The organism is Lachnospira hominis (ex Hitch et al. 2025) (assembly GCF_040096395.1).
GTDB lineage: Bacteria > Bacillota > Clostridia > Lachnospirales > Lachnospiraceae > Lachnospira > Lachnospira hominis.
Window position 1 is genome coordinate 43358 of sequence record NZ_JBBMES010000009.1, and the last position, 22541, is coordinate 65898.

A 22541-nucleotide genomic window follows, 5' to 3' on the forward strand; every position below is an offset into this window, starting at 1 on the left:
TTGAGGAAAAAAGACAATGGCAGAAAATATCGTTAAGACCGAATATTCGGAACTTATGCAGAAGTCTTATATAGATTATTCCATGAGCGTAATTACAGCAAGGGCACTTCCTGATGTAAGAGATGGTTTGAAACCGGTACAGAGACGTGTTCTTTATGCTATGGACCAGCTTGGACTTAATTATGACAAACCGCATAGAAAATCGGCACGTATTGTCGGTGATGCAATGGGTAAATATCATCCACATGGTGACAGCTCAATTTATGAGACACTTGTTGTAATGTCCCAGGATTTTAAGAAGGGCATGGCACTTGTTGACGGGCATGGTAATTTTGGCTCTATAGAGGGTGATGGTGCCGCCGCTATGCGATATACAGAAGCTAAATTAAAGAAATTTACACAGGATGTATATCTTGCCGACCTGGACAAAGATGTAGTTGATTTTATTCCAAACTTTGATGAAACTGAAAAAGAGCCGGCGGTTCTTCCTGTAAGAGTTCCAAATCTTCTTGTAAATGGTGCTGATGGCATCGCAGTAGGAATGACAACTAATATTCCTACACATAATCTTGGAGAGGTTATAGATGCGGTATGTGCATACATGGATAATGTAAATATTACCACGCAGGAACTTATGCAATACTGCCCGGGACCTGATTTTCCGACAGGGGGTCTTGTTGTAAATAAGAGTGAACTTCCGGCAATATATGAGACAGGAACAGGCAAGATAAAGTTAAGAGGCAAGGTGGTATTTGAGCCTGCACAAAAGCGTGGTGAAAAAGACAAACTTGTGATAACTGAGATTCCATATACTATGATTGGTGCCAATATCGGCAAATTTATATCGGATGTTGTTGAGCTTATCGAGAGCAAAAAAGCAACGGATATTGTTGATATTTCAAATGAATCTTCAAAAGAGGGAATTCGTATTGTACTTGAATTAAAGAAAAATGCTGATGTAGAAAATCTGAAAAATCTTTTGTATAAAAAGACAAAACTTGAAGATACATTTGGTGTAAATATGCTTGCAATTGTTGACGGACGTCCTGAAACACTTGGAATAAAAAAGATAATAGAGCATCATATCAATTTTCAGTATGAAATAACAACAAGAAAATATACAACACTTCTTAATAAAGAGCTTGCAAATAAAGAAATTAAAGAAGGTCTTATACGTGCATGTGATATAATTGACCTTATAATTGAGATTTTAAGAGGCAGCAGTAATCTGAAAATGGCAAAAGAGTGTCTGATGACAGGTAATGCTGAGGGCATAAAATTCAAGTCGGAAGCGTCAAAAAAACAGGCTTCACAGCTCGATTTTACTGAGAGACAGGCATCTGCAATACTTGAGATGCGTCTTTATAAACTTATAGGTCTTGAAATACTTGCATTGCAAAAAGAATATGATGAAGCTTGTAAAAAGATTGCCAGATATGAGAAAATTCTTGGCAGCAGAAAAGAAATGGCAAAAGTCATTAAAGAAGATTTAATGAAAATCAAGAAAGAATATGCAGTTGACAGACGCACAGTTATAGAAGACGGAAAAGAAGCAGTATTTATAGAAAAAAAGGTACCTGAACAGGAAGTAATGTTTATTATGGACCGTTTTGGATATGCAAAAACAATTGATATGGCTGCATATGAGAGAAATAAAGAAGCTGTCCACAATGAATATAAGTATATTTTCTCATGTATGAATACAGATAAAATCTGTATTTTTACTGATAATGGCATGCTGCATCAGATTAAAGTTAAGGATATACCATTTTCTACAAAATTTAGGGATAAAGGTACACCAATTGATAATCTCGGCAATTATGACAGCAGTGGTGAACGCATAATTTATCTTTGTGCTTCAGAAAGAATAAGACAGAAAAGGCTTCTGTTTGTTACAAAACTTGGAATGATGAAGCTTGTTGATACATCTGAATTTGATGTTATGAAAAAAACGGTTGCATCAACAAAACTTACAGATGGTGATGAACTTATAGGAATTTATGAAACTGATGCGAGGACAGAGGTTCTGTCCAAGTTTAATTACGACGGGACAGTTGGCGAAGAAGAGGTCGTTTCAAGTGACCAGAATATTATATTACAGACTGCAAACGGTGTATTTTTGAAATTCCCGCTTACAGATGTTCCACAGAAGAAGAAAAATGCAGTCGGTGTGCGTGGCATAAAACTTGGCAGTGATGATTATATCGAAGATGTATATATACTTACAAATGGGGATGAATTATCAATGGATTATAAAGGAAAAATGCTTGATTTTGGAAAAATGAAAATGGCACACAGGGATACTAAGGGGACGAAAGTCCGTAGATAAAAATTGAATAATAATTAGAAAAATCAGATATTTTTTTGCCTCGGGATTTTACAATCCAATATGCAAAAAAATATCTGATTTTTTAATACAATGATTTTATCTGCGGATTTTACTTGCCAATATGCAAAGATATCTGATTTTTTAATACAATGATTTTATCTGCGGATTTTGTCCGGGTCAGGCAGGAAAATTGCTGCTTTTCATGTAGTCATCATAGATGGCAATGACTTTATTCATTACGTCAGCACCCGGAGCACCGAGAGTAAGACGTTTTTCTACACATGTCTTTAAGCTGATTGCATCATAAATGTCATTTTCAAATACAGGGCTGATTTTTTTATACTCGTCAAGAGAAAGGTCGTCAAGAGCAATTCCTTTGTCGATGCATAAAAGAACGAGCTGGCCAACAATACCATGTGCATCACGGAAAGGAACCCCTTTCTTTACGAGATAGTCAGCGGCATCTGTAGCATTAGTGAAGCCCCTCTTTGCACTGTCTTCCATACGGGCCGGGTTGAATTTCATTGTGTCAATCATGCCTTTGAAGAGGCTTACACAGCCTTTGACAGTATCAATGGCATCAAATGAGAGCTCTTTATCTTCCTGCATGTCTTTATTGTATGCAAGAGGAATTCCTTTCATTGTAGTAAGAAGACTTATCAAAGCACCGTAAACACGGCCTGTCTTTCCTCTTACAAGTTCTGCAATATCCGGATTTTTCTTTTGAGGCATAATGCTTGAACCTGTGCTGTAAGCATCGTCTAACTCGATGAATTTATATTCATTTGAATTCCAGATACAGATTTCCTCTGAAAAGCGGCTGAGGTGCATCATTATAGTTGAAAGTGCATTTAAAAACTCAATAAGGTAATCCCTGTCTGAAACAGAATCCATACTGTTTAATGTAGGACCATAAAAGTCAAGAAGTTCGGCAGTCATCTCGCGGTCAAGAGGATAAGTTGTTCCGGCAAGTGCACCTGCTCCGAGAGGGCAGTAGTTCATTCTCTTGTAAATGTCGGCAAGTCTGCTTCTGTCACGCTTGAACATTTCAAAGTAAGCACCAAAATGGTGAGCAACAGTAACAGGCTGTGCTTTCTGAAGATGGGTGAATCCAGGCATGTAAGTGTGTACATTTTCTTTGATGATTCTTAAAATAACTTCCATGAGAGCTTTTACTTCATCGTCAATGTTTTTAACTTCATCTCTTGTATATAATCTCATATCAAGGGCAACCTGGTCATTTCTGCTTCGTCCTGTGTGAAGTTTTTTGCCGGCATCACCAATTCTTTCAATTAATGTTGCTTCCATAAATGTGTGGATATCTTCATATTCATCCGTGATTTCAAGCTTTCCGCTCTCTATATCAGCAAGTATAGAAGTAAGACCATCTTGAATCTTAGTGCTTTCTTCCTCAGAGATAATTCCTGCTGCACCAAGCATTTTTGCGTGTGCAATGCTTCCCTGAATGTCCTGTTTGTAAAATTTCTGGTCAAAAGAAATAGATGCATTGAAATTATTTACAAGTTTATCAGTTTCTTTTGTGAAGCGTCCGCCCCAAAGTTTCATATTATTGTTCCTCCGTAGTGTTAGTATCCGATTCTGTAAGAGAATCATTATTTGCATGATTGTTGAAAATAACAATGAGCTTCTGTTTGAGTTTTTTATCTATGCCACGCCGTTTTGCAACAGCAGTGCCAATTAATATAATAATGCATATAAATGTAATAATGCAACCCTTAATAAGATTTACTGGCATAAATTTCAATTTTACGCTGTGGGTGCCTTTAGTAATATCAACTGCAAGCAGTGCATCTGCTATGCTGTATGTGCTGCATTTTTTGCCATCAATATATACAGACCAGCCTTTGTCGTAAGGTATTGAAAAAAGAAAAGTTCCGTCGCTGTCACATGTTACCGAACCTGTAAAGCCTGTTGAATTCCATTTTTCTACCTGAAATGAATTGTTGTTTAAAATATTATATGCCTGTTTGAATTTATTTTCGTTTAAAATGTATGCATGAAGATTCATTGATGTTTCAGCATTTACATTGATCGAGTCGCCGGCATTGACATATCCGATATCAACTGTCCTGTTACCGCTTTTTAATCCTGAATATCCGGTTGTATTTCCATTGATTGTAACGCCGATGTTATCAACACCTTCCTTTTGGATTACAAGATACATATGTCCGCTTGATGACGGCGAAAATGTCACATCAATCTGTGACGGATATACAAAGCATTCAGTAAATGTATCCTTAACTCCTGTCAATGCTTCAATAAGCGAATTCTGGTTTTCAATTCCGTTATAAATAGTGTCGGGTTTCCATTTCTCAGAAAGATTTCCGTCTGAAACATATCCGGCCGGAAGAGTATATTCATTTTTATATATAAATTCTCCGTCATACCCATTGTAATAAGTTCTTAGTGAATCTGTTGAAAGAAGTTTATTGCTTATAAGATATTTAACGGAAAAAAGTGAGTTGGTCACGATTGTTGAACCGTCATATCCGTAAGCATTAGTCGAACTTACCATTCCAAGATATTTGTAAAGCTGTGACATTCCGGCACTGCATGTTGATGAAAATGTCGATATAGTATGGTAATTGTGCCATGCACCGTCATTTTTGCTCCTTGCACCTGTTATTTTATCCATGCGGTAGAAAGAGTCGTCGTTGTCAGAAACATCAGAGGTGACTGTTTTTACTGCATTATAATCAAGCAGATATGCTGTGCGGCTTGTTGTTCCAAGCCCTGTAAATTCCATATTAATAGTACATTCAACAACACTTACACATAAAACGGCAAAAAATATGACCGGAATTTTGAAATTCTTTGTCTTTTTTAGATATATGAGCAATGCATAAATCAAAATAAAAGCACCGCTTATATAAAATATTTTAAAATCGTAGGTGTCGCTGTCTTTAAATATCTGTTCTGCAAGCACAAGGAATATAATTGAAAACCATACTGAGGCACTAATCTGTTTTACAGTTGACTGCCTTATCCGGTAAAACGCCTCATAGCTCATGCTTAAAAGAAAGAATATATAAATAAATGACTGGCGGCATGGAAGGCTGTTTGGATAGTGGAAACCATGCCATATAAAGTTAGGTATATTAAGATTAAATGCAAGTAAAAATACGAGAAGTATAATGCATTTACCAATTTTTTCAGCCGGTTTAATTTTTTTATTCATTATATAAAGTGGTATGAGTAAAAAAACAGCAACACCACAGTATATATTAGGATAATGTTCAAGACCGAGATGAACCGGAACATTAATCAGTTGTCTTACAAGCATTTCCATTACCGAAAAATAGGATGTAAGTTTTGTCGGAAATGAAGTAGATGAAGAAGCTGACAGTGAAAAAGTATACATTTCCGGGAGAAGCAGGCATGCGGCAAGTCCTCCGGCTATCAGTGAATAAAAAATCCAGCGTAATATCTTTTTAATATATATTCCAAATGATTTGTCACCGTCATATGCAATCATAAGCACAATGAAATATAGGCATACACTTATGCAGACCATAATTGAAATATAATAATTTGTAAAAATACATAAACCGAGGCTTATGCAGTACAAATAGCATTTATTTTCATCTACAAGTTTTTCAAGACCCAGCATTATAAGCGGAATAAGCACTATGCAGTCAAGCCACATAATGTTCCAGCTGTATGCAGCACTGTAAGCTGATAACGCATAAAACATGCCAAAAAGTGCAATTGTACATTTTTTTGTATGAAAATGTTTTGAAATATAATATGAAAATGTTACAGATGAGGCACAAAGCTTCATAACGATAAGCATATTCATAATTTCAATCATATATTTCTGTGGCAGCAGTGCTATAAGCCAGTTTATGGGACTTGCAAGGTAATATGCAAAAAGTGATGTGAAATTGACCCCCATGCCGATATCCCATGAATACAGGAGTGTATCACCTGTACGCAGTTTGTGCCATAATTCAGAATAAAATGGTGCATATTGGTGATACATATCTGAGCGTAGATAGCAGTCATTCCCAAAAGGAAAGATGTCACGCAGATAATATAATGCAAGAAAAATAAGTGCCGGTATGCAAAAAGACAGAATAAATGTAATATTGCCGGCGGGAATTGACGGAGATGTATTATCAATCAGGCTGAAATTAAAACTTTTTTTCTTGTTTTCTTTATTAACAGTTTCCAATGTAAACCTCCAAGTTTATGATACATTTTTATAATTAATAATTGTACTATATTTTTGTATTATTTGCACTTGTATTATTAAAAATATTTAGGTAAAATATAAATGTACGTCAATGGGTTATTAATTCTTTAGGGGAATTAAGGAGATGTACAATGAGTTATATAAAAAAATATATAAATAAACTATATCTGAGGTTTGGTTATAAAACAAAATATATATATGGGGCAATATTTGTACTGGCTGCATGTATTATATGTTGTTTTTTACGTTTTACAGAATCAGAAAGTGAAAATGGCAGCACAAAAGATTATAATATGTCGCAAAACACAGCTGTTATTTCGGATGCTTCTGCATATGACGGAACAAAATCATATGAAGAAAAAGAGGAGAATATCTGTGTATATGTATGCGGCAGTGTTAATAATCCCGGTGTCTATGAGGCAGCAAAAGATGCAAGGATATATGAAATTGTAGATATGGCAGGCGGAATGACACAAGGAGCTGTTCCTGAAAGTATTAATATGGCAGGCTATGTGTCAGATGGGCAGATGATTTATATTCCCGGTGAACAGGATATATCATCAGGCGGTGTGACACCGGCTGGAAACAGCACAGAGATGTCGAATGTAAAACTGATAAATATAAACACCGCAGGTGTAAGTGAGCTTATGACGCTTCCGGGAATAGGAGAGTCAAGAGCTAATGATATAATCCGTTACAGGACGGAAAATGGTGGATTTGGATGTATTGAAGATATAAAAAAGGTAAGCGGCATAAAAGATGCTGCGTATTCTAAAATAAAAGATTTGATACAAGTGTGAATTTTTGTGGAGGATATAAAATAATGGCTGTAAAAGTATTGGTTGTAGATGATGAAAAGCTTATTGTTAAAGGACTCAAGTTCAGTCTTGAGCAGGATGACATGGAAGTTGAATGTGCATATGACGGGGAGGAAGCACTTGAGTATGCAAAGAATAACCAATATGATATTATTCTTCTTGATATAATGCTTCCAAAACTTGACGGAATGCAGGTATGCCAGCAGATACGTGAATTTTCCAATGTTCCTATTATAATGCTTACAGCAAAAGGCGATGATATGGATAAAATTCTCGGACTTGAGTATGGTGCCGATGATTATGTGACAAAACCATTTAATATTCTTGAAGTAAAAGCAAGAATGAAAGCAATATTAAGAAGAAATAATAAGTCAGGAAGCAAACTGGTACAGACCAACATTATAAATGCAGCTGATATGAAGCTTGACTGTGACAGCAGAAGTCTTTATATCGCAGGCAGAGAGATTAATCTTACATCAAGGGAATTTGATATATTGGAGCTTCTTGTTAAAAATCCGGGTAAAGTATACAGCCGTGATAATCTTTTAAAGAAAGTATGGGGTGAAGAGTATCCTGGAGATGCCAGAACAGTGGATGTACACGTAAGAAGGCTTCGTGAGAAAATAGAGTCAAATCCAAGTGAACCAAAATATGTTCATACACGCTGGGGGGTAGGTTATTATTACAATGCCTGATAATATTAAAAATAATAAAAGAACAGATGATTTTAATAAAGTAAAAAAGAATTTCAAAAAGCTGCTTTTCAGAATGAAAAGCACAAAGACGTGGATATTTATATTTTTTGTTGGTCTGCTTGCAGCAGTTATGATAATTGTTGAAAATGTGTCATATTATTTCTTTCAAAAAAATCTTATCGAAATAGAAATGGCACAGCTGCAGACAAGTGCTGCAGTCATGTCAGGAGAATTCTCTTCATATGCTTCATTTAGTGAAGCAGAAAAAAACGGAGTATATGAAAGAATGCGGCGATATTCTGCCATGAATTCAGTAAGAATAAGGGTTATTGATGAAAGATTTGTGATTGTTTCTGATTCTTATCTTGTAGAATATGGTAGAAACATAATTAATTCCAATGTTATTAATTCATTTACAACAGGAAAAAGTATCTCATTTTATGACAGAAAAAATACCAATATTGAGGTTGCTGTTCCGATAAACGGAACTGATGGGAGCATACTTGGCGTACTTGTTGTGAGCAAAGACCTTGATGAAGTATATAAGAACAGTGTAAATGATAACATATTTACAGTTATGGTTGCAGTTACTGCAGTTGCTGTTATTCTGGTTCTGCTTTTTGAGAGAGGAATAGGAAAATCCTATAGAAAAGCATATAAGATAGTTGAAGATGTTGCAAACGGACATACAGATAAGAGAATACCTGTAAAAGGAAGCTATGAGTTAAGGCTGTTTGCAAAAGATTTTAATAATATAATGGACAGGGCAGGTATGCTTGATGAAAGCAGGCAGGAATTTGTATCTAACGTGTCACATGAATTAAAAACGCCTATTACTTCAATAAAGGTACTTGCTGATTCACTTAATATGCAGGATGATGTTCCGATTGAGCTTTATAAAGAATTCATGCAGGATATTACTAATGAAATTGACAGAGAGAGTAAGATTATTGAAGATTTACTCTCTCTTGTAAAGATGGACAAGTCGGCAGCTGTTATGAATATAAGCTCTGTTAATGTCAACGAAATGCTTGAAATAGTATTAAAGAGATTAAAACCTATTGCACAAAAGAAGAATGTTGAACTTCTTTTTGAAAGTTTCAGACCTGTCGTTGCAGAGATTGATGAAGTTAAGTTTACACTGGTAATATCAAATCTTGTAGAAAATGCAATAAAGTATAATGTCAGTGATGGCTGGGTACATGTGTCTCTTAATGCGGATTATCAATATTTTTATGTGCGTGTTGAAGATTCAGGTATTGGAATACCGAAAGAGAGCCAGGATCTTGTATTTGACAGATTTTACAGGGTTGATAAAGCACGTTCAAGACAGACCGGAGGCACAGGTCTTGGACTTGCAATTGTACAGAATATTGTTCTTTTACATCATGGCACAATAAAACTTCATAGTGAAGAAGGAACTGGAACAACATTTACAGTCCGTATTCCGCTTAACTATGTAGGATGACAGGATAAGAATAATAAGAGGGAATAAGTATGAGGTCATTGTTAAAAAAAATAACAGGAATATGTCTTTTGACGGTAATATCTGTATGCATGATTATTCCGTCAGCAGGTTGTTCCACGAAAAATGCAAAAAATAAATATAAACTATTTTATAAAAATGCTTCATCAAACAAACTTGTGACTGTTGATTACAGCACACAGACACAGGAGTTAGATGAGCTTGTGCTGGAGCTTCTTAATAAGATGAACCAGAAGGTGAAAAATAAAAAATTAAGTATTTTAAAACCGGAAGAAGTAAATATTGAAAAGTGCGATATAAAAAATAATACAGTAAATATTTATTTTAATAATGGATATAATGATATGTCGGAATATGATGAATTATTTTATCGTGCCGGAGTTGTAAAAATGCTGACGCAGATTCATGATATAAGTTATGTTCAGTTCTATGTAGGCGATTCACAGGCAAAATATAAAGATGGTTCGTATATAGGGCTTATGACAAAAGACAGTTTTGTAGATGATACAAATGAGTCACTTGGAAATATTGAATGGAGAAAAGTGGATTTGTATTATTCCAATAAAATGGGAGATAAGCTTGTGAAAAAGGTAGAAAGTGTCGCTTACAGCAAAAATACGTCTCTTGAAAGAATAATAGTTGAACAGCTTATAAAAGGACCGGGAGATTCGACAATGAATTCAACACTTCCATCTGATTTAAAGCTGCTTAGTATATCAGTGAGTGATGGCATATGTTACGTTAATTTAAGCTCATCATTTTTAACTGAGATGGTAAATGTAACCAGTGAGATTCCTGTATATTCGATAGTCAATTCACTTTGCAGCCTTGGTAATATAAGCGGTGTAAAAATAATGATTAATGGTGATTCGGCGAAGAGTTACAGGGAGAGCATAAGTCTTGAAAATGTCTTGAAATTTAACAGTGAGGTGATTAGCTCATAAAAAGACCGATGGTATTGCTGGCTGTACTTTTTCTGGCAGCAGATGTAAGCACAGCCTGCACAGGTTATTGGTTTGTGGCAGCAGCCGTAGTTACATATTTAATTGCGGCTGCCATTGTTCACAAAAATAAATTCTTTTGCTATTTTGGCATCTTTTTTACATTTTGTATCTATTGTGCCTTTATGACGGCACAGTCGGAAAACAGTTCAATGATTGATATGTATAATAAAACACAGGCAGTTATTACAGGAACAGTTTCCAGAATAAATAATACCGGATATGGAAAAAGTATCACATTAAAAGAATGTGAAATAAAAACAGAATATGGAAATTCGCACGAAAATGTAATTGTATATGTAAATAATGATGAAGTTTTCATAAAAGAAGGCTTTGTAATAGAAGTAAGCGGAAGTATAAGAAAATTTGAAAAGGCAAGAAATGAAGGAATGTTTGATGCGTATACTTATTACAAATCAAACGGAATTGCATACAGATGTGAAGCCGGCAAAATAGTAGTTACAGGGCAGAAAAACTCAATTGAATATATAATGCCTGAAATAAAAAATAAAATAAATAATATATATGAAAAAATTACAGATAACGAAACAAAAGGATTTCTTAATGCTGTAATTCTTGGAGATAAATCAGAAATAGATGATGAAATGTATGAGCTTTACAGAAACAATGGAATAGCACATATACTTGCAATAAGCGGGCTTCATATAACATTTCTTGCGTCATTTGTTTATAATATGTTAAGGAAACGTGGAATTGCATTTTTTCCAGCATTTGGAATATGTGCTTTATTTCTTGTATTTTATAGCATTATGACAGGGAATTCTGTGTCTGCAAAAAGAGCAGTAATAATGTATATGGTCAAAATGGGAGCTGAGTTTGCCGGAAGGACATATGACACATTGTCATCACTTGCATTTGCAATGATTATTATATGTGCCGAAAATGTAAATATTATATATAATCCCGGATTTTTATTGTCATTCACAGCAATAGCAGGCATTGCTATATTTTGTCCGGCTGTAGTAAAAAGCATGAAAAAAATAATAAAAACTCAGAATAAATATATTAGTAAGATTATAGAAATGGTTTCTGTGAGTGTGGGGATAAGTGTTTTTATGATGCCTCTTATAGCATATAATTATTTTGAGATTCCGTTGTATGCACCATTTCTTAATCTGATAATTATTCCGTTAATGTCAGTCGTAATATTATGTGCTGTGGCAGCAGTCATATTATCATTTATATCAATGAGTGCAGCATCTTTTATAATTGGTGCTGTAAGCATAATAATAAAGTTGTATACAGCATTTTGTAAAATTATAAATATCATGCCGTATAGCAGAATTATAACAGGCAGACCTGAAAAATCGTCATGTATTATTTTTTATATAATATTAATTATTATGTCGGCGGCAATATTAAATAATAAAAAAATTATTATGAAAAAATTTCCGCTTATAATAATTGTATCAATAATTATATTGTTTGCAAAGGATACGAAAACAGTTGAAGCCGATTTTATTGATGTCGGGCAGGGTGACAGCATTTTAGTCAGGGAAAAATCGGGAACAGTAATGTTATTTGACGGAGGAAGTTCGGATATAAAAAATGTAGGTGAAAAAAGAATATATCCGCTTATAAAATGCAAAGGAATTAAAAAAATTGATTATATATTTATAAGCCATACGGACAATGATCATATAAATGGAATTATGGAACTTATAGAATTAAGCGGAAGTGATTTAAAAATAAAGAATATAATACTTCCGTTAATAAAAAATGCTTCACAGGATGAAAATTATAATAATATAATAAAAAAATCATGTGAAAAAGGAATAAATATTAATTATGTAAATACGGGAAGTAAATTTAATTTAAAAAATGATTTTTCGGTAACATGTATTCATCCTGATAATGGATATATATATTCGGATGCCAATGATTATTCCGCAGTATACATATTAAAAAAAGATGATTTTAAAATGCTTCTGACAGGTGATATAGAAAAAAAGGCAGAGGATAATATTTTAAAAAATAGAGATGTAAGAGAAGAATTGAAAAATATGACTGTGCTGAAGGCTGCACATCATGGTTCTGCATCATCATCCGGTGAAGAATTTATAAAACTTGTAAACCCTGAGGTCACGGTTATCTCATGTGGAATCAATAACAGATACGGACATCCGAAAGAGAGTACACTTAAAATGTTGAAAAAATATAACAGCGATATTTATGTAACAAAGGAATGTGGGCAGGTTATGATAAGGTATACGAAAGATAAATTTTACGTCAAAACATTGTAAATAGGTAAAAAATAAGATACAATTGCCTCTGACGCAAAGTTTGTATGTCTGAAAGAGAAGAAAAATTGTATGAAAATAATAAATGAACATATAAAATCAAATGAATATAAAAATGTATATCTTTTATATGGTGATGAGCCGTATCTTAAAAAGCAGTACAGGGATAAATTAAAGCAGGCAATTGCCGGTGATGACACCATGAATTATTCTTATTATGAAGGCGATAAGATATCTGTAAAAGAGATAAAAGATATTGGTGATACGCTTCCATTTTTTGCAGAGCACAGATTGATAGTGGTTGAAAACAGTGGATTTTTCAAATCATCAAATGATGAACTTGCCGATTATATAAGAAATATTCCGGATTATCTTATTATTATATTTGTTGAGACTGAAGTTGATAAAAGAAATAAAGTTTATAAAGCAGTTAATGATATTGGATATATTTCCGAGATGAAACAGCAGACTCCTGCCGTTCTGGAAAAATGGATAGCAGGTCTTTTAAAAGCAGAAGGAAAAGTTATAACAAGACCGGCTGCAGAACTTATTCTTAATAAAACAGGAGCTTCGATGGATCTGATAAGAGCAGAACTTGATAAGATAATAAGTTATTGTGGGGACAAAAATGAAGTGACTGAAAAAGATATAGAAGATATATGTACAACGCAGACAGTGAGCCGTATTTTTGATATGATAGCTGCGATTGCATCAAAAAAACAGCAGCAGGCACTTGAATTATATTATGACCTTCTTACGCTCAAAGAGCCGCCGATGCGTATATTATATCTTATAGTAAGACAGTTTAACGGAATTTTTCAGGTGCAGGAAGAACTTAACCATGGACGGAGTAATGCCGACATTGCAAGAACAATGGGAGCAGCACCATTTATAGTAAATAAATATGCCGCACAGGCTAAAAATTTTACTCCGTCACAGTTAAAAGAAGCACTTGCCGATTGTGCCCAGGCAGAAGAAGACGTAAAGACAGGCAGACTTAATGAAAAAATGGCAGTAGAATTGATAATAGTTAAATATTCTGCTAAGAATAAAAAGTAAAATCCAGAAAGACTTTTATTTTTATGAAACACTCTTGTGTTTTATGTTAAGAATTGCAGACAAAATCATTGCAAGAATCTGTGCAATACTCATACTCCACCATACGGCTGGCTCCCCGAAAAAACGAGGAAATATAATAAGCAGCAAAAAGAAAAATATAATTTCCGAATAAACGATTACTGAAGATTTTACAGCTTCCTGTGTCGCATAAAAAGATGAAGTTGAAACTCTTGCATATGCTAGAAATAAAAATCCGACAAGAAGTATAGGCATATTATCGCCGACCATTCTTGTTACAGTTTCAGAAGCACCAAAAAGATTACCTGTATGGTACCTTAAAACATATAGTAATACAAAAGATAATGTAGCAATAAATTCTGCTGTTATATATGCAAGATGTTTTGTCTTGTGTAATGCAGTCATGTTACCACGACCGAAGTAATCGCTTAAAAGCGGCTGGCATCCATCACCAACACCTTGAAGAATCAGATATACAAAATATGTTGCATATGAAATTACAGCATAACAAGCAACGGATGATTCCCCGCCGTATTTTAAGAGAAATAAATTCATAAGGAGAAGTGTTATGTTAGGGCATAGTGTAATTCCAAATGCAGAAATTCCATTTTTAAAAATTCTTAAAAACATCGCTGGTTTGAAATGCAGTCTGTATACAGGGATTTTTTTCCATAAAAGATAACATGTTCCTATGACAGCGGTTACAAACTGGCCTGTAACAGTAGCAAGTGCGGCACCGGCAACTCCTTTTCCAAGTACCCATACAAAAGTATAATCTAATATTACATTTGTGATAAAACCTGAAATCATTGTAAACATACTGAATGAAGCACCACCGTTATTTCTTACGAGCGGCGTCATTCCTGTTCCGAAAATCTGGCAGAATGAGCCTAAAATAACGACAGAAAGATAGCTGCGTCCATATTCGGCAATAATTCCCGTTGCACCAAGAATTTTAAGAATAGGTGTCATAAGCGGAAGTACAATAAGCGGCATTAATATGCTTGATATAAGCAGGCATGTTATTGTTGCACGCAGATATTTAAGTGCATTTTCATCTTTTCCGGCAGCTTTTAATATTGAATATTGTATTGAACCCCCCATTCCTATGCCGGTTCCGAGTGCCTGTAATATAGAAACAACAGGAAAAACTACATTAATAGCGGTCATTCCGGCATCACCTACATTGTTGCCGACAAAATATCCATCCACAATTGAATATATGCCTGAGAGAGCAAATGCCAGAATTGATGGCATTACAAAGCGGAAAAATTTCTTTGAGTACATAAAAATCTCCATTTCTAAAATGTTTTTTGTGAAAAGAAGCAGGCAGGGTGTAATTTCATGCAGCTCCGTTTTTGTAACAAACATAAAATATTATTATATCACACTTTTTGAAAAATAAAACAGAAAAAAATATATATTTTCTGTTGCATATTTAATAAATATATACTATACTTTTGTTAACTTAAAAATACGTGAAAATAGTGTCAGAACTGATGCTGTAATAAGAGTAAGGAAGTGTTTAATATGTCTGGATTAAGTAAAAATGTAAAGATTATTATTGCGGCAGCTGTGTCAGTTTTAATTCTTGTTGCAGGTATAGCGACAGGAATACTAATATCTTCCAATAGAGGAGACAAAGATTCTTACAAAGCAAGTGAGGAATCAGATAGTAGAAATGAGCAGGTTATAAGCAGCAACGGTACACAGAAAGATAAAGAACAGGATAAAAAGTGGACAGATGCGGCAGCAGAGTTTAAAGCTGTTAATTCGTGGGAATCAGAAGGCAAGACGTTTACACAGTATGAACTTACTGTTACCAATCATGGAAGCAGTGCAATTGATGAATGGAAGATAAATTTTCCGGTCGGGAGTACAACACAGCTGTCACAGAGCTGGAACTGCGACATAAGTGTTGATAATAATAATGGAAACGTAAGGTTTATACTTGTGCCTGCTGATTATAATAAAAAGCTTGAAGCCGGGGCCAAAACACAGGGAATAGGTTTTATTGTCAGTATGACAGATGACTATAAGCTTGGAGATTATGATATTGAAACAGTTATAAAAGATGATACGCTCACAGCGTCGAATGTATCAGGTCAGGATGATGAAAATGCGGATTTACAGGATGATAAAAATGCTGATTCACAGGATGATAAAAATGCTGATTCACAGGATGATAATAGCAGGGAGCGTAATGATAATGAAGATTTGTCAGGTCAGCTTCATGTTTCAGGGACTGATATTATAGACGGCAATGGCAATGTTGTCAGGCTGAAAGGTGTGAGCACACATGGGCTTGCATGGTATCCGCAGTATGTCAATTATGATGCATTCCGTACTTTGAGGGATGATTGGGGTGTTAATGTAATAAGGCTTGCCATGTATACACAGGAGTATGGGGGATATTGTAACGGCGGTGACAGAGAAGGTCTTAAACAGCTTATAGATAATGGTGTTTCATATGCATCACAGCTTGGAATGTATGTGATTATAGACTGGCATATTTTAAGTGACGGCAATCCTAATCAGCATAAGGATGAAGCATTGGAATTCTTTGACGAAATGTCGTCAAAATATGCAGGATATAATAATGTAATATATGAAATATGTAATGAACCTCAGAATTCCGACTGGAACAGTCAGATAAAGCCTTATGCACAGGAGGTTATAGCACGAATACGACAGCATACGGATGCACTTATTCTTGTAGGAACAAACAGGTGGTCACAGGATGTCGATGAGGTTATAGGCAACAGACTTGATGATGATAATGTAATGTATGTTGTTCATTTTTATGCAGGAACACAGAAGGAATGGGTAAGAAATAAGATGATTGCTGCACTTGACGCAGGGATTCCTGTATTTATAAGTGAATGCAGCATATGTGATGCATCAGGAAACGGTGGTATAGATTATGGTTCGGCTGATGCGTGGTTTTCACTTCTTAACGAAAGAGGAATAAGTTATATAGCTTGGAGCCTGAGCAATAAAAGTGAGACGTCTGCACTTATAAATTCGTGGTGTGATAAGTTGAGTGATTGGAGTGATGATGATTTATCAGATACAGGAAGATGGTTCAAGAATATGATGAGCAGGTAAAAACTTTGACATGCAGTTTCATAAGACATAATGGTCCAACGAATGGTTCAATTGTGGATAGGACAAAATAAAAGCACTGAATGTGAGTGGGTGACGAACATTCAGTGCTTTTTTATAAATTATAAAGAGTTTACAGCCTTTGTTATGCGAGATACCTTTCTTGCAGCTGTGTTCTTGTGGAAAATTCCCTTTGAAGCAGCCTTAGAAATCTCAGCGATAGCAACTGGAAGAGCAGCCTGAGCAGCTTCCTTGTCGTTAGCAGCAACAGCAGCGTCAACCTTCTTGATATAAGTTTTTACTCTTGATTTAACAGCCTTATTTCTATCAGCTCTAACCTGACTTGTAAGGACTCTCTTTTTCGCAGATTTAATGTTAGCCAAATCCGTACACCTCCAAAAATATTTATTATTAGTTAAATTAATTGTGATTTGTTTTGCATTAAAGCCGGACACGGACGATCTAATGTAAACATACCTCTGTATTCTATAATATCGATGTGATTATGTCAATAAAAAATATAATAAATTTTATAAATTACAATAAAAAGCAGTTAATCTGACAAGAATATAGATATAAAAGAATAATATTCAAAAGGAGTGACTGTTTATGGGAAATATAAATATAAGAACGGACCTTGCAGTTGAGCTTAATGAGGCTGTTGACAAAAGTGACAGCCGTTACAGTGGTGTAATTGTAAGAGAGCATATTGATAAAGTGTCTTTGGTAAAAGTGACGACACTAGAGATAATAAATGAGGAAGGTGAAAAACTGTTTAATAGAAAAGCGGGCATATATATAACTATAGAAGCAGAGGGTCTCGGCGAAAATGATGATTTTTATAATGAGAGAGTAATAGAGATTATTTCCGGACAGATAGATGCGTTAATACGTCCATGTATATCAAAAAATAACAAACTGCTTGTTGTTGGGCTTGGAAACAGGAACGTAACAGCGGACTCACTGGGACCCGATGTTGTTGATAAATTAATAATAAACAGTCATATACATGGTGAAAAAGATGAAATTTCAGTCAGGCTGTCAGCATTATCTCCGGGAGTTATGGCACAGACAGGAATAGAGACTTCGAGCATAATAAAAGGGATAGCAGATGAGATTGATCCCGGAGTGATTATTGTTATAGATGCATTGGCTGCAAGAAACACACAGAGACTTAATAAGACAATCCAGATTTCAAACAGGGGAATTAATCCGGGGTCAGGCGTTGGAAATCACAGAACAGGGATAACATCGGATAATATAGGAGTTCCTGTGATTGCAGTGGGAGTGCCGACAGTAATAGATGCAGCAACGATAATAGGTGATGTAACGAAAGATTATGAAAATATTCCCAAACACCTTTCGGATATGTATGTTACACCGAAAGATATTGATGAAAATATACGGATTACAGCAGAAATTATAGCTGAATCAATAAATGAACTTGTTTATGCATAAAGTTTTACAGATGTTCATATAGATAGTGTAGCCGGGAATAAATCAGGCGGTGCATAGCGGAGGCGGGAAATGTCGGTGAAAAAATATAGACGTGCTGTTTTTTTGATAATAATGCTGATATTGACAATTGTGTTTTATTTTATTTTTTGTGGAGGTAAAAATGCAATTGGAAATGTTCTTGCCGGAGTAATAAGTGGTGCGGGAAATTTCCTTGCAGGAGAGTATGTGCCGTCATATACATTTTATGATTCGGTAGAATCACAGTCGGAATATACATTAAAGAATTCAATTTTAAATGATATTTATCCGACAGGTGAATATTACAGAATATATGCGGGGCAGGGCGAAGCGTGTGTATCATATGACGGTTATGTTGATACAATAGCACAGGTTGTAAATATAACAGGTCAGGATGATAATAAAGAAGATAATAACCAGAATCAGGAAAATGATGTTTCTGTGGAATCAGATAAAGCCACAGGTGGTGAAACAGAAAGTGAAAAAAGCACAAATATAATAGCTGCTGATACAGTTACGGGTAATGTCTATGACAGGCAGGATCTTAATGATTATAATTTCTGTCAGCAGTTTTATACTGTTACAAGCATTACGAGTCTTACAAAAGAAATATTCAGACCTTCAGAGTTTCTTGATAAAGATATGAAAATCACACATGATTCGTCAAGTCCGCAGATTCTTATTTTTCATACACATTCACAGGAAAAATTTGCGGATTCAACAGATGATGATTCAACATCAATACTTGGTGTTGGTGATTACCTCACAGAACTTCTGACCGGTAAAGGGTACAACGTTATACATGACAGGAGTGTTTATGATTATGTTGATGGTAAACTTGACAGGAGCAAGGCATATACTTATGCCGAACAGGGGATAGAATCAATTCTTGAAAGCAATCCTTCAATAGAAGTTGTTATTGACCTCCACAGGGATGGAGTGGCAGATACAACACATCTTGTGACGGAAGTTGACGGCAGGCAGATGGCTAAAATAATGTTTTTTAACGGAATAAGCTATAGCAATGTTAAGGGGAATATAAATTATCTGTATAATCCATACAGGGATGACAACCTGGCAATGAGTCTTCAGATGCATCTTATCGGGGAGGCATATTATCCTGGATTTCTTCGCAGAAATTATATTAATGCATACAGATACTGCCTCCATGAGCGTGCAAAATCAATGCTCATTGAGGCAGGAGCACAGACCAATACATTTGAAGAGGTAAAAAATGCAATGGAACCGCTGGCAGATATGCTTGATAAACTGCTTACAGGAGTAAGAGCATATTAAATGAGAAAAAATTATGCTTGATGTGTTATCATGTATATAATTTAATCAGTTAGGCATTGATATAATTTATCTATTGATTCATTAATTTTATCATCGGAGAGGGCTGAATAGTTAATTACCAGCGTATGGTCTATTGCAAGGCTTTTGTCTGCATAATATCCTGACAGACATGATATTTTAAGCCCTCTTTGCATAGCACGTTCAATAAGCTTTTCATCGCTAAGAGTGGTGTTTGCGTGAAGCAGAAAATGGAGTCCGGCATTTTCCTCATGAATAGTTATAATTGAGGAAAGAGGACTTTTATTTATAGCATCAATAAACATATCACGCTGGCGGCGGTAAAGAATTCTCGTGCGGTTTATATGTTTTTCAAAATACCCTTTATTAATAAAAGCAGCAAGTGTATACTGTTCAAAATTTGATACGGTACAGGCATAAAAATTAAGTTTTTCTTTAAAAAGCTGCATGAGCTGCCCTGGAAGCACCATGTAGCTTATTCTTATTGTAGGAGAGAGCGTTTTTGTAAATGTATTCATATAAATTACTTTTCCGGATACATCAATACTTTCAAGCGAAGGTATAGGTTTTCCTAAAAGCCTGAATTCACTGTCATAATCATCTTCAATTATGTATCGTGATTCGCAGTTTAATGCCCATCCAAGAATTTCATAGCGGCGTCCTATTGGAGTGACAATTCCGGTAGGGTAGTGATGTGATGGCGAAAGATGGAGAATATCCGCATTTCCGGCCTTTAATGCATCTATATTAACACCTTCTTCATCAATGGGAATGCTTACACATTTTACATTGTTGCTATTATAAATTTTGCGTATTTTTTCGTATCCTGGGTCTTCAACCGCAAATGTTTTATCGCGTCCGAGAAGCTGTATAATGAGAGTATAAAGATATTCAGTTCCGGCACCTATTATAATCTGTTCAGGATGTACATTCATGCCTCTAAATTCTTTTAAATGGCTGCATATGGCAGCTCGAAGCTCATATATTCCCTCCGATGGTGATGGCTGTAAGAGTGCATCACGTCTGTCAGCCATAATTTCTTTCATAAGTTTTGACCATGTGTAAAAAGGAAAATTATCGGCATTTATCCTGTTTGAAGCAAGGTCTGCAAAACAGTTGTCTGAAGGATTTGGTTTGATATGCAGATTTTTATAAACAGGAGATTTTACGGAAATATCTGCGTTACGTTCTTTAAATTCATTTTCATATGCCGGGATAAGTATCTGGCTGATATCAGATACATAGTAGCCCTTTTTGGGAATAGAATAAATATATCCTTCAGCGATAAGCTGTTCATAAGCATTTTCAACTGTGATTGTGCTTATTCCGAGATTCTTGGCAAAATTACGCTTGGATGGAAGTTTATATCCATTGGTCAGATTGTGCTTTAAAATATCGTCACGTATACATTTGTACAGATATTCATACATGCTGTCAGAACCTGTATTTTCAAAAGAATATGTAAGCATAAAATTACCTCTTTCAGTTATATTTAAAGAATAACAATTATTTAGCTCAATATACACTATTTGAAAAATTATGTCAAAATTACATCAAAAAATATCAAAAATATATTGACAATTAAATAAAATTAATATATAGTGAATATAAATTATTAATACTATTTATTTCTTGCACGAGTTTTCGTGTTCTTATTTGTATATATGCATAAGAGGCATATATACAAGTCGGTGCAGTCATTATACCTGCTTCTATTGCCTTATACAGGACTTTTCATTTTTATTCCATAAGGTTACAGATTTTTCGGGTAAGATTCCACTGGTGTTTATGTAAATATCCGTGTGTAAACGGTTTATTTAAATATTATATTAAAGGAGAGTAACTTATTATGGAGTACAGGGAGTTTCTGGAAAATGTACGAAAGGAGGTAGAATCAAGGTATGACAGTAATGTCAGCGTCACGCTTAATCATGTCATGAAAAATAACGGAACGGAGCTTGACGGCATTACAATAATGGAAAAAGATAAGAATATCGCACCTACAATATATATTAATTCTTTTTATGACAGATACAGGGAAGGGGTTTCTTTAAAAGCTGTTGTAAGTGAGATTATACGTATTTATAATCAGAATAAGAATTCAATTAATATTAATGCTGATTATTTTGAAAATTATGAAAATGTCAGAAAAACAATCGTATATAAGCTTGTCAATTATCAGAAGAATAAAAAACTTCTGGAAGATGTGCCATATAAAAGAGTGCTTGACCTTGCTGTAGTTTTTTACTGCCTGATAGAGCAAAGGAAAGGTGTGAGTGCAACGGCACTTATTCATAATGAACATTTAAGAATCTGGAATGTGACAGAGGATGAAATTTATAATGATGCATTGAAGAATACACCTGTTCTGCTTGCCGGCAGCATTGTGCCTATGAGTAAAATATTAAGTGAGATTGCAGGAACAGCTCCGGTTGATAATGACGAGAAAGTGTGTGAATACACAGGCGAAGACATTTTATATGTGCTCACCAATTCTTCAAGGGTAAATGGTGCCGCATGTATATTATATGATAATCTTCTTAAAAAATTTGCGAATGATGTACATTCTGATTTATACATACTTCCGTCATCTGTTCATGAGGTTATTATTGTTCCTAAAAAGAATGCATTTGATAAATCTGAACTTGCAGATATGGTAAGGGAAGTGAATGAACAGGGAGTTTCGCAGGATGAGATTCTGTCTGATAATGTGTATGAATATAACAGAAAGAATGGACTTATTACAATGTGATAAAAATAGTA

16 protein-coding genes are annotated in these 22541 nt (G+C 34.8%); 11 read left to right on the forward strand and 5 right to left on the reverse strand.

The features are described 5' to 3' along the window. The first annotated feature begins 16 nt into the window (after positions 1-16). Entirely contained in the window at positions 17-2329 is a 2313-nt protein-coding gene (locus WMO38_RS09350; protein WP_349162396.1) for a DNA gyrase/topoisomerase IV subunit A, read from the forward strand. 177 nt (positions 2330-2506) lie between these two features. Here WMO38_RS09350 and argH read toward each other — a convergent pair whose 3' ends face one another. Both argH and WMO38_RS09360 read right to left on the reverse strand, forming a co-directional pair. Beyond that, on the reverse strand, positions 2507-3895 hold the full coding sequence (gene argH, locus WMO38_RS09355; RefSeq protein ID WP_349162397.1) for an argininosuccinate lyase: 1389 nt from the start codon (positions 3893-3895) through the stop codon (positions 2507-2509). A gap of 1 nt (position 3896) precedes the next feature. After that, positions 3897-6524 (reverse strand): YfhO family protein, encoded by a 2628-nt coding sequence (locus WMO38_RS09360; protein WP_349162398.1) that lies wholly within the window; start codon positions 6522-6524, stop codon positions 3897-3899. A 152-nt stretch (positions 6525-6676) separates the two neighbouring features. Here WMO38_RS09360 and WMO38_RS09365 point away from each other — a divergent pair, with 152 nt between their 5' ends. From WMO38_RS09365 to holA, 6 genes are all read left to right on the forward strand, one after another. Beyond that, a complete protein-coding gene (locus WMO38_RS09365; protein ID WP_349162399.1) occupies positions 6677-7345 on the forward strand; it encodes a helix-hairpin-helix domain-containing protein in 669 nt (222 codons plus the stop codon). 23 nt (positions 7346-7368) lie between these two features. After that, positions 7369-8058 (forward strand): response regulator transcription factor, encoded by a 690-nt coding sequence (locus tag WMO38_RS09370; protein WP_349162400.1) that lies wholly within the window; start codon positions 7369-7371, stop codon positions 8056-8058. Beyond that, positions 8051-9526: a sensor histidine kinase gene (locus WMO38_RS09375; protein WP_349162401.1), complete on the forward strand. Its 1476-nt coding sequence runs from the start codon at positions 8051-8053 to the stop codon at positions 9524-9526. The genes WMO38_RS09370 and WMO38_RS09375 overlap by 8 nt, the downstream gene beginning before the upstream one ends. A gap of 29 nt (positions 9527-9555) precedes the next feature. Further along, a complete protein-coding gene (locus tag WMO38_RS09380) occupies positions 9556-10488 on the forward strand; it encodes a GerMN domain-containing protein (RefSeq protein ID WP_349162402.1) in 933 nt (310 codons plus the stop codon). 8 nt (positions 10489-10496) lie between these two features. Next, positions 10497-12809 carry a DNA internalization-related competence protein ComEC/Rec2 gene (locus WMO38_RS09385; protein WP_349162404.1) on the forward strand — a complete coding sequence of 771 codons (2313 nt, stop codon included), beginning with the start codon at positions 10497-10499 and terminating at the stop codon, positions 12807-12809. 69 nt (positions 12810-12878) lie between these two features. Then, a complete protein-coding gene (gene holA / locus WMO38_RS09390; RefSeq protein WP_349162405.1) occupies positions 12879-13865 on the forward strand; it encodes a DNA polymerase III subunit delta in 987 nt (328 codons plus the stop codon). A 21-nt stretch (positions 13866-13886) separates the two neighbouring features. Here the strand turns inward: holA and WMO38_RS09395 are convergent, their stop codons facing one another. Then, entirely contained in the window at positions 13887-15170 is a 1284-nt protein-coding gene (locus tag WMO38_RS09395; protein WP_349162406.1) for an MATE family efflux transporter, read from the reverse strand. Positions 15171-15413: 243 nt separating this feature from the next. On the opposite strand from WMO38_RS09395, the gene WMO38_RS09400 reads away from it, so the two are divergent. Beyond that, positions 15414-16991 (forward strand): cellulase family glycosylhydrolase, encoded by a 1578-nt coding sequence (locus WMO38_RS09400; protein WP_349162407.1) that lies wholly within the window; start codon positions 15414-15416, stop codon positions 16989-16991. A gap of 119 nt (positions 16992-17110) precedes the next feature. Here WMO38_RS09400 and rpsT read toward each other — a convergent pair whose 3' ends face one another. Next, positions 17111-17371, reverse strand: a complete 261-nt coding sequence (rpsT, locus tag WMO38_RS09405) for a 30S ribosomal protein S20 (protein WP_021866577.1) — start codon at positions 17369-17371, stop codon at positions 17111-17113. A 226-nt stretch (positions 17372-17597) separates the two neighbouring features. Between rpsT and gpr the strand changes: the two genes are divergently transcribed. Then, complete coding sequence (gene gpr / locus WMO38_RS09410; RefSeq protein WP_021866576.1) at positions 17598-18446, forward strand: GPR endopeptidase; 849 nt, start codon at positions 17598-17600, stop codon at positions 18444-18446. A gap of 69 nt (positions 18447-18515) precedes the next feature. Next, a complete protein-coding gene (locus WMO38_RS09415; protein ID WP_021866575.1) occupies positions 18516-19760 on the forward strand; it encodes a stage II sporulation protein P in 1245 nt (414 codons plus the stop codon). A gap of 41 nt (positions 19761-19801) precedes the next feature. On the opposite strand, the gene pdxR is transcribed toward WMO38_RS09415, so the two are convergent. After that, positions 19802-21247, reverse strand: coding sequence for a MocR-like pyridoxine biosynthesis transcription factor PdxR (gene pdxR / locus WMO38_RS09420; RefSeq protein ID WP_349162408.1), 1446 nt, complete (start codon positions 21245-21247; stop codon positions 19802-19804). 380 nt (positions 21248-21627) lie between these two features. Between pdxR and WMO38_RS09425 the strand changes: the two genes are divergently transcribed. Continuing rightward, the gene (locus tag WMO38_RS09425; RefSeq protein WP_349162409.1) at positions 21628-22530 is read left to right on the forward strand and encodes a DUF5688 family protein; all 903 of its coding nucleotides are present in this window, start codon (positions 21628-21630) and stop codon (positions 22528-22530) included. Positions 22531-22541 lie beyond the last annotated feature (11 nt).

Bases quoted from the DNA above. Each gene is read 5' to 3' on its own strand.
- WMO38_RS09350 (WP_349162396.1), top strand. From the start codon at position 17: ATGGCAGAAAATATCGTTAAGACCGAATATTCGGAACTTATGCAGAAG.
- argH (WP_349162397.1), bottom strand. From the start codon at position 3,895: ATGAAACTTTGGGGCGGACGCTTCACAAAAGAAACTGATAAACTTGTA.
- WMO38_RS09365 (WP_349162399.1), top strand. From the start codon at position 6,677: ATGAGTTATATAAAAAAATATATAAATAAACTATATCTGAGGTTTGGT.
- WMO38_RS09370 (WP_349162400.1), top strand. From the start codon at position 7,369: ATGGCTGTAAAAGTATTGGTTGTAGATGATGAAAAGCTTATTGTTAAA.
- WMO38_RS09375 (WP_349162401.1), top strand. From the start codon at position 8,051: ATGCCTGATAATATTAAAAATAATAAAAGAACAGATGATTTTAATAAA.
- WMO38_RS09380 (WP_349162402.1), top strand. From the start codon at position 9,556: ATGAGGTCATTGTTAAAAAAAATAACAGGAATATGTCTTTTGACGGTA.
- WMO38_RS09385 (WP_349162404.1), top strand. From the start codon at position 10,497: ATGGTATTGCTGGCTGTACTTTTTCTGGCAGCAGATGTAAGCACAGCC.
- holA (WP_349162405.1), top strand. From the start codon at position 12,879: ATGAAAATAATAAATGAACATATAAAATCAAATGAATATAAAAATGTA.
- WMO38_RS09395 (WP_349162406.1), bottom strand. From the start codon at position 15,170: ATGTACTCAAAGAAATTTTTCCGCTTTGTAATGCCATCAATTCTGGCA.
- WMO38_RS09400 (WP_349162407.1), top strand. From the start codon at position 15,414: ATGTCTGGATTAAGTAAAAATGTAAAGATTATTATTGCGGCAGCTGTG.
- gpr (WP_021866576.1), top strand. From the start codon at position 17,598: ATGGGAAATATAAATATAAGAACGGACCTTGCAGTTGAGCTTAATGAG.
- WMO38_RS09415 (WP_021866575.1), top strand. From the start codon at position 18,516: ATGTCGGTGAAAAAATATAGACGTGCTGTTTTTTTGATAATAATGCTG.
- pdxR (WP_349162408.1), bottom strand. From the start codon at position 21,247: ATGCTTACATATTCTTTTGAAAATACAGGTTCTGACAGCATGTATGAA.
- WMO38_RS09425 (WP_349162409.1), top strand. From the start codon at position 21,628: ATGGAGTACAGGGAGTTTCTGGAAAATGTACGAAAGGAGGTAGAATCA.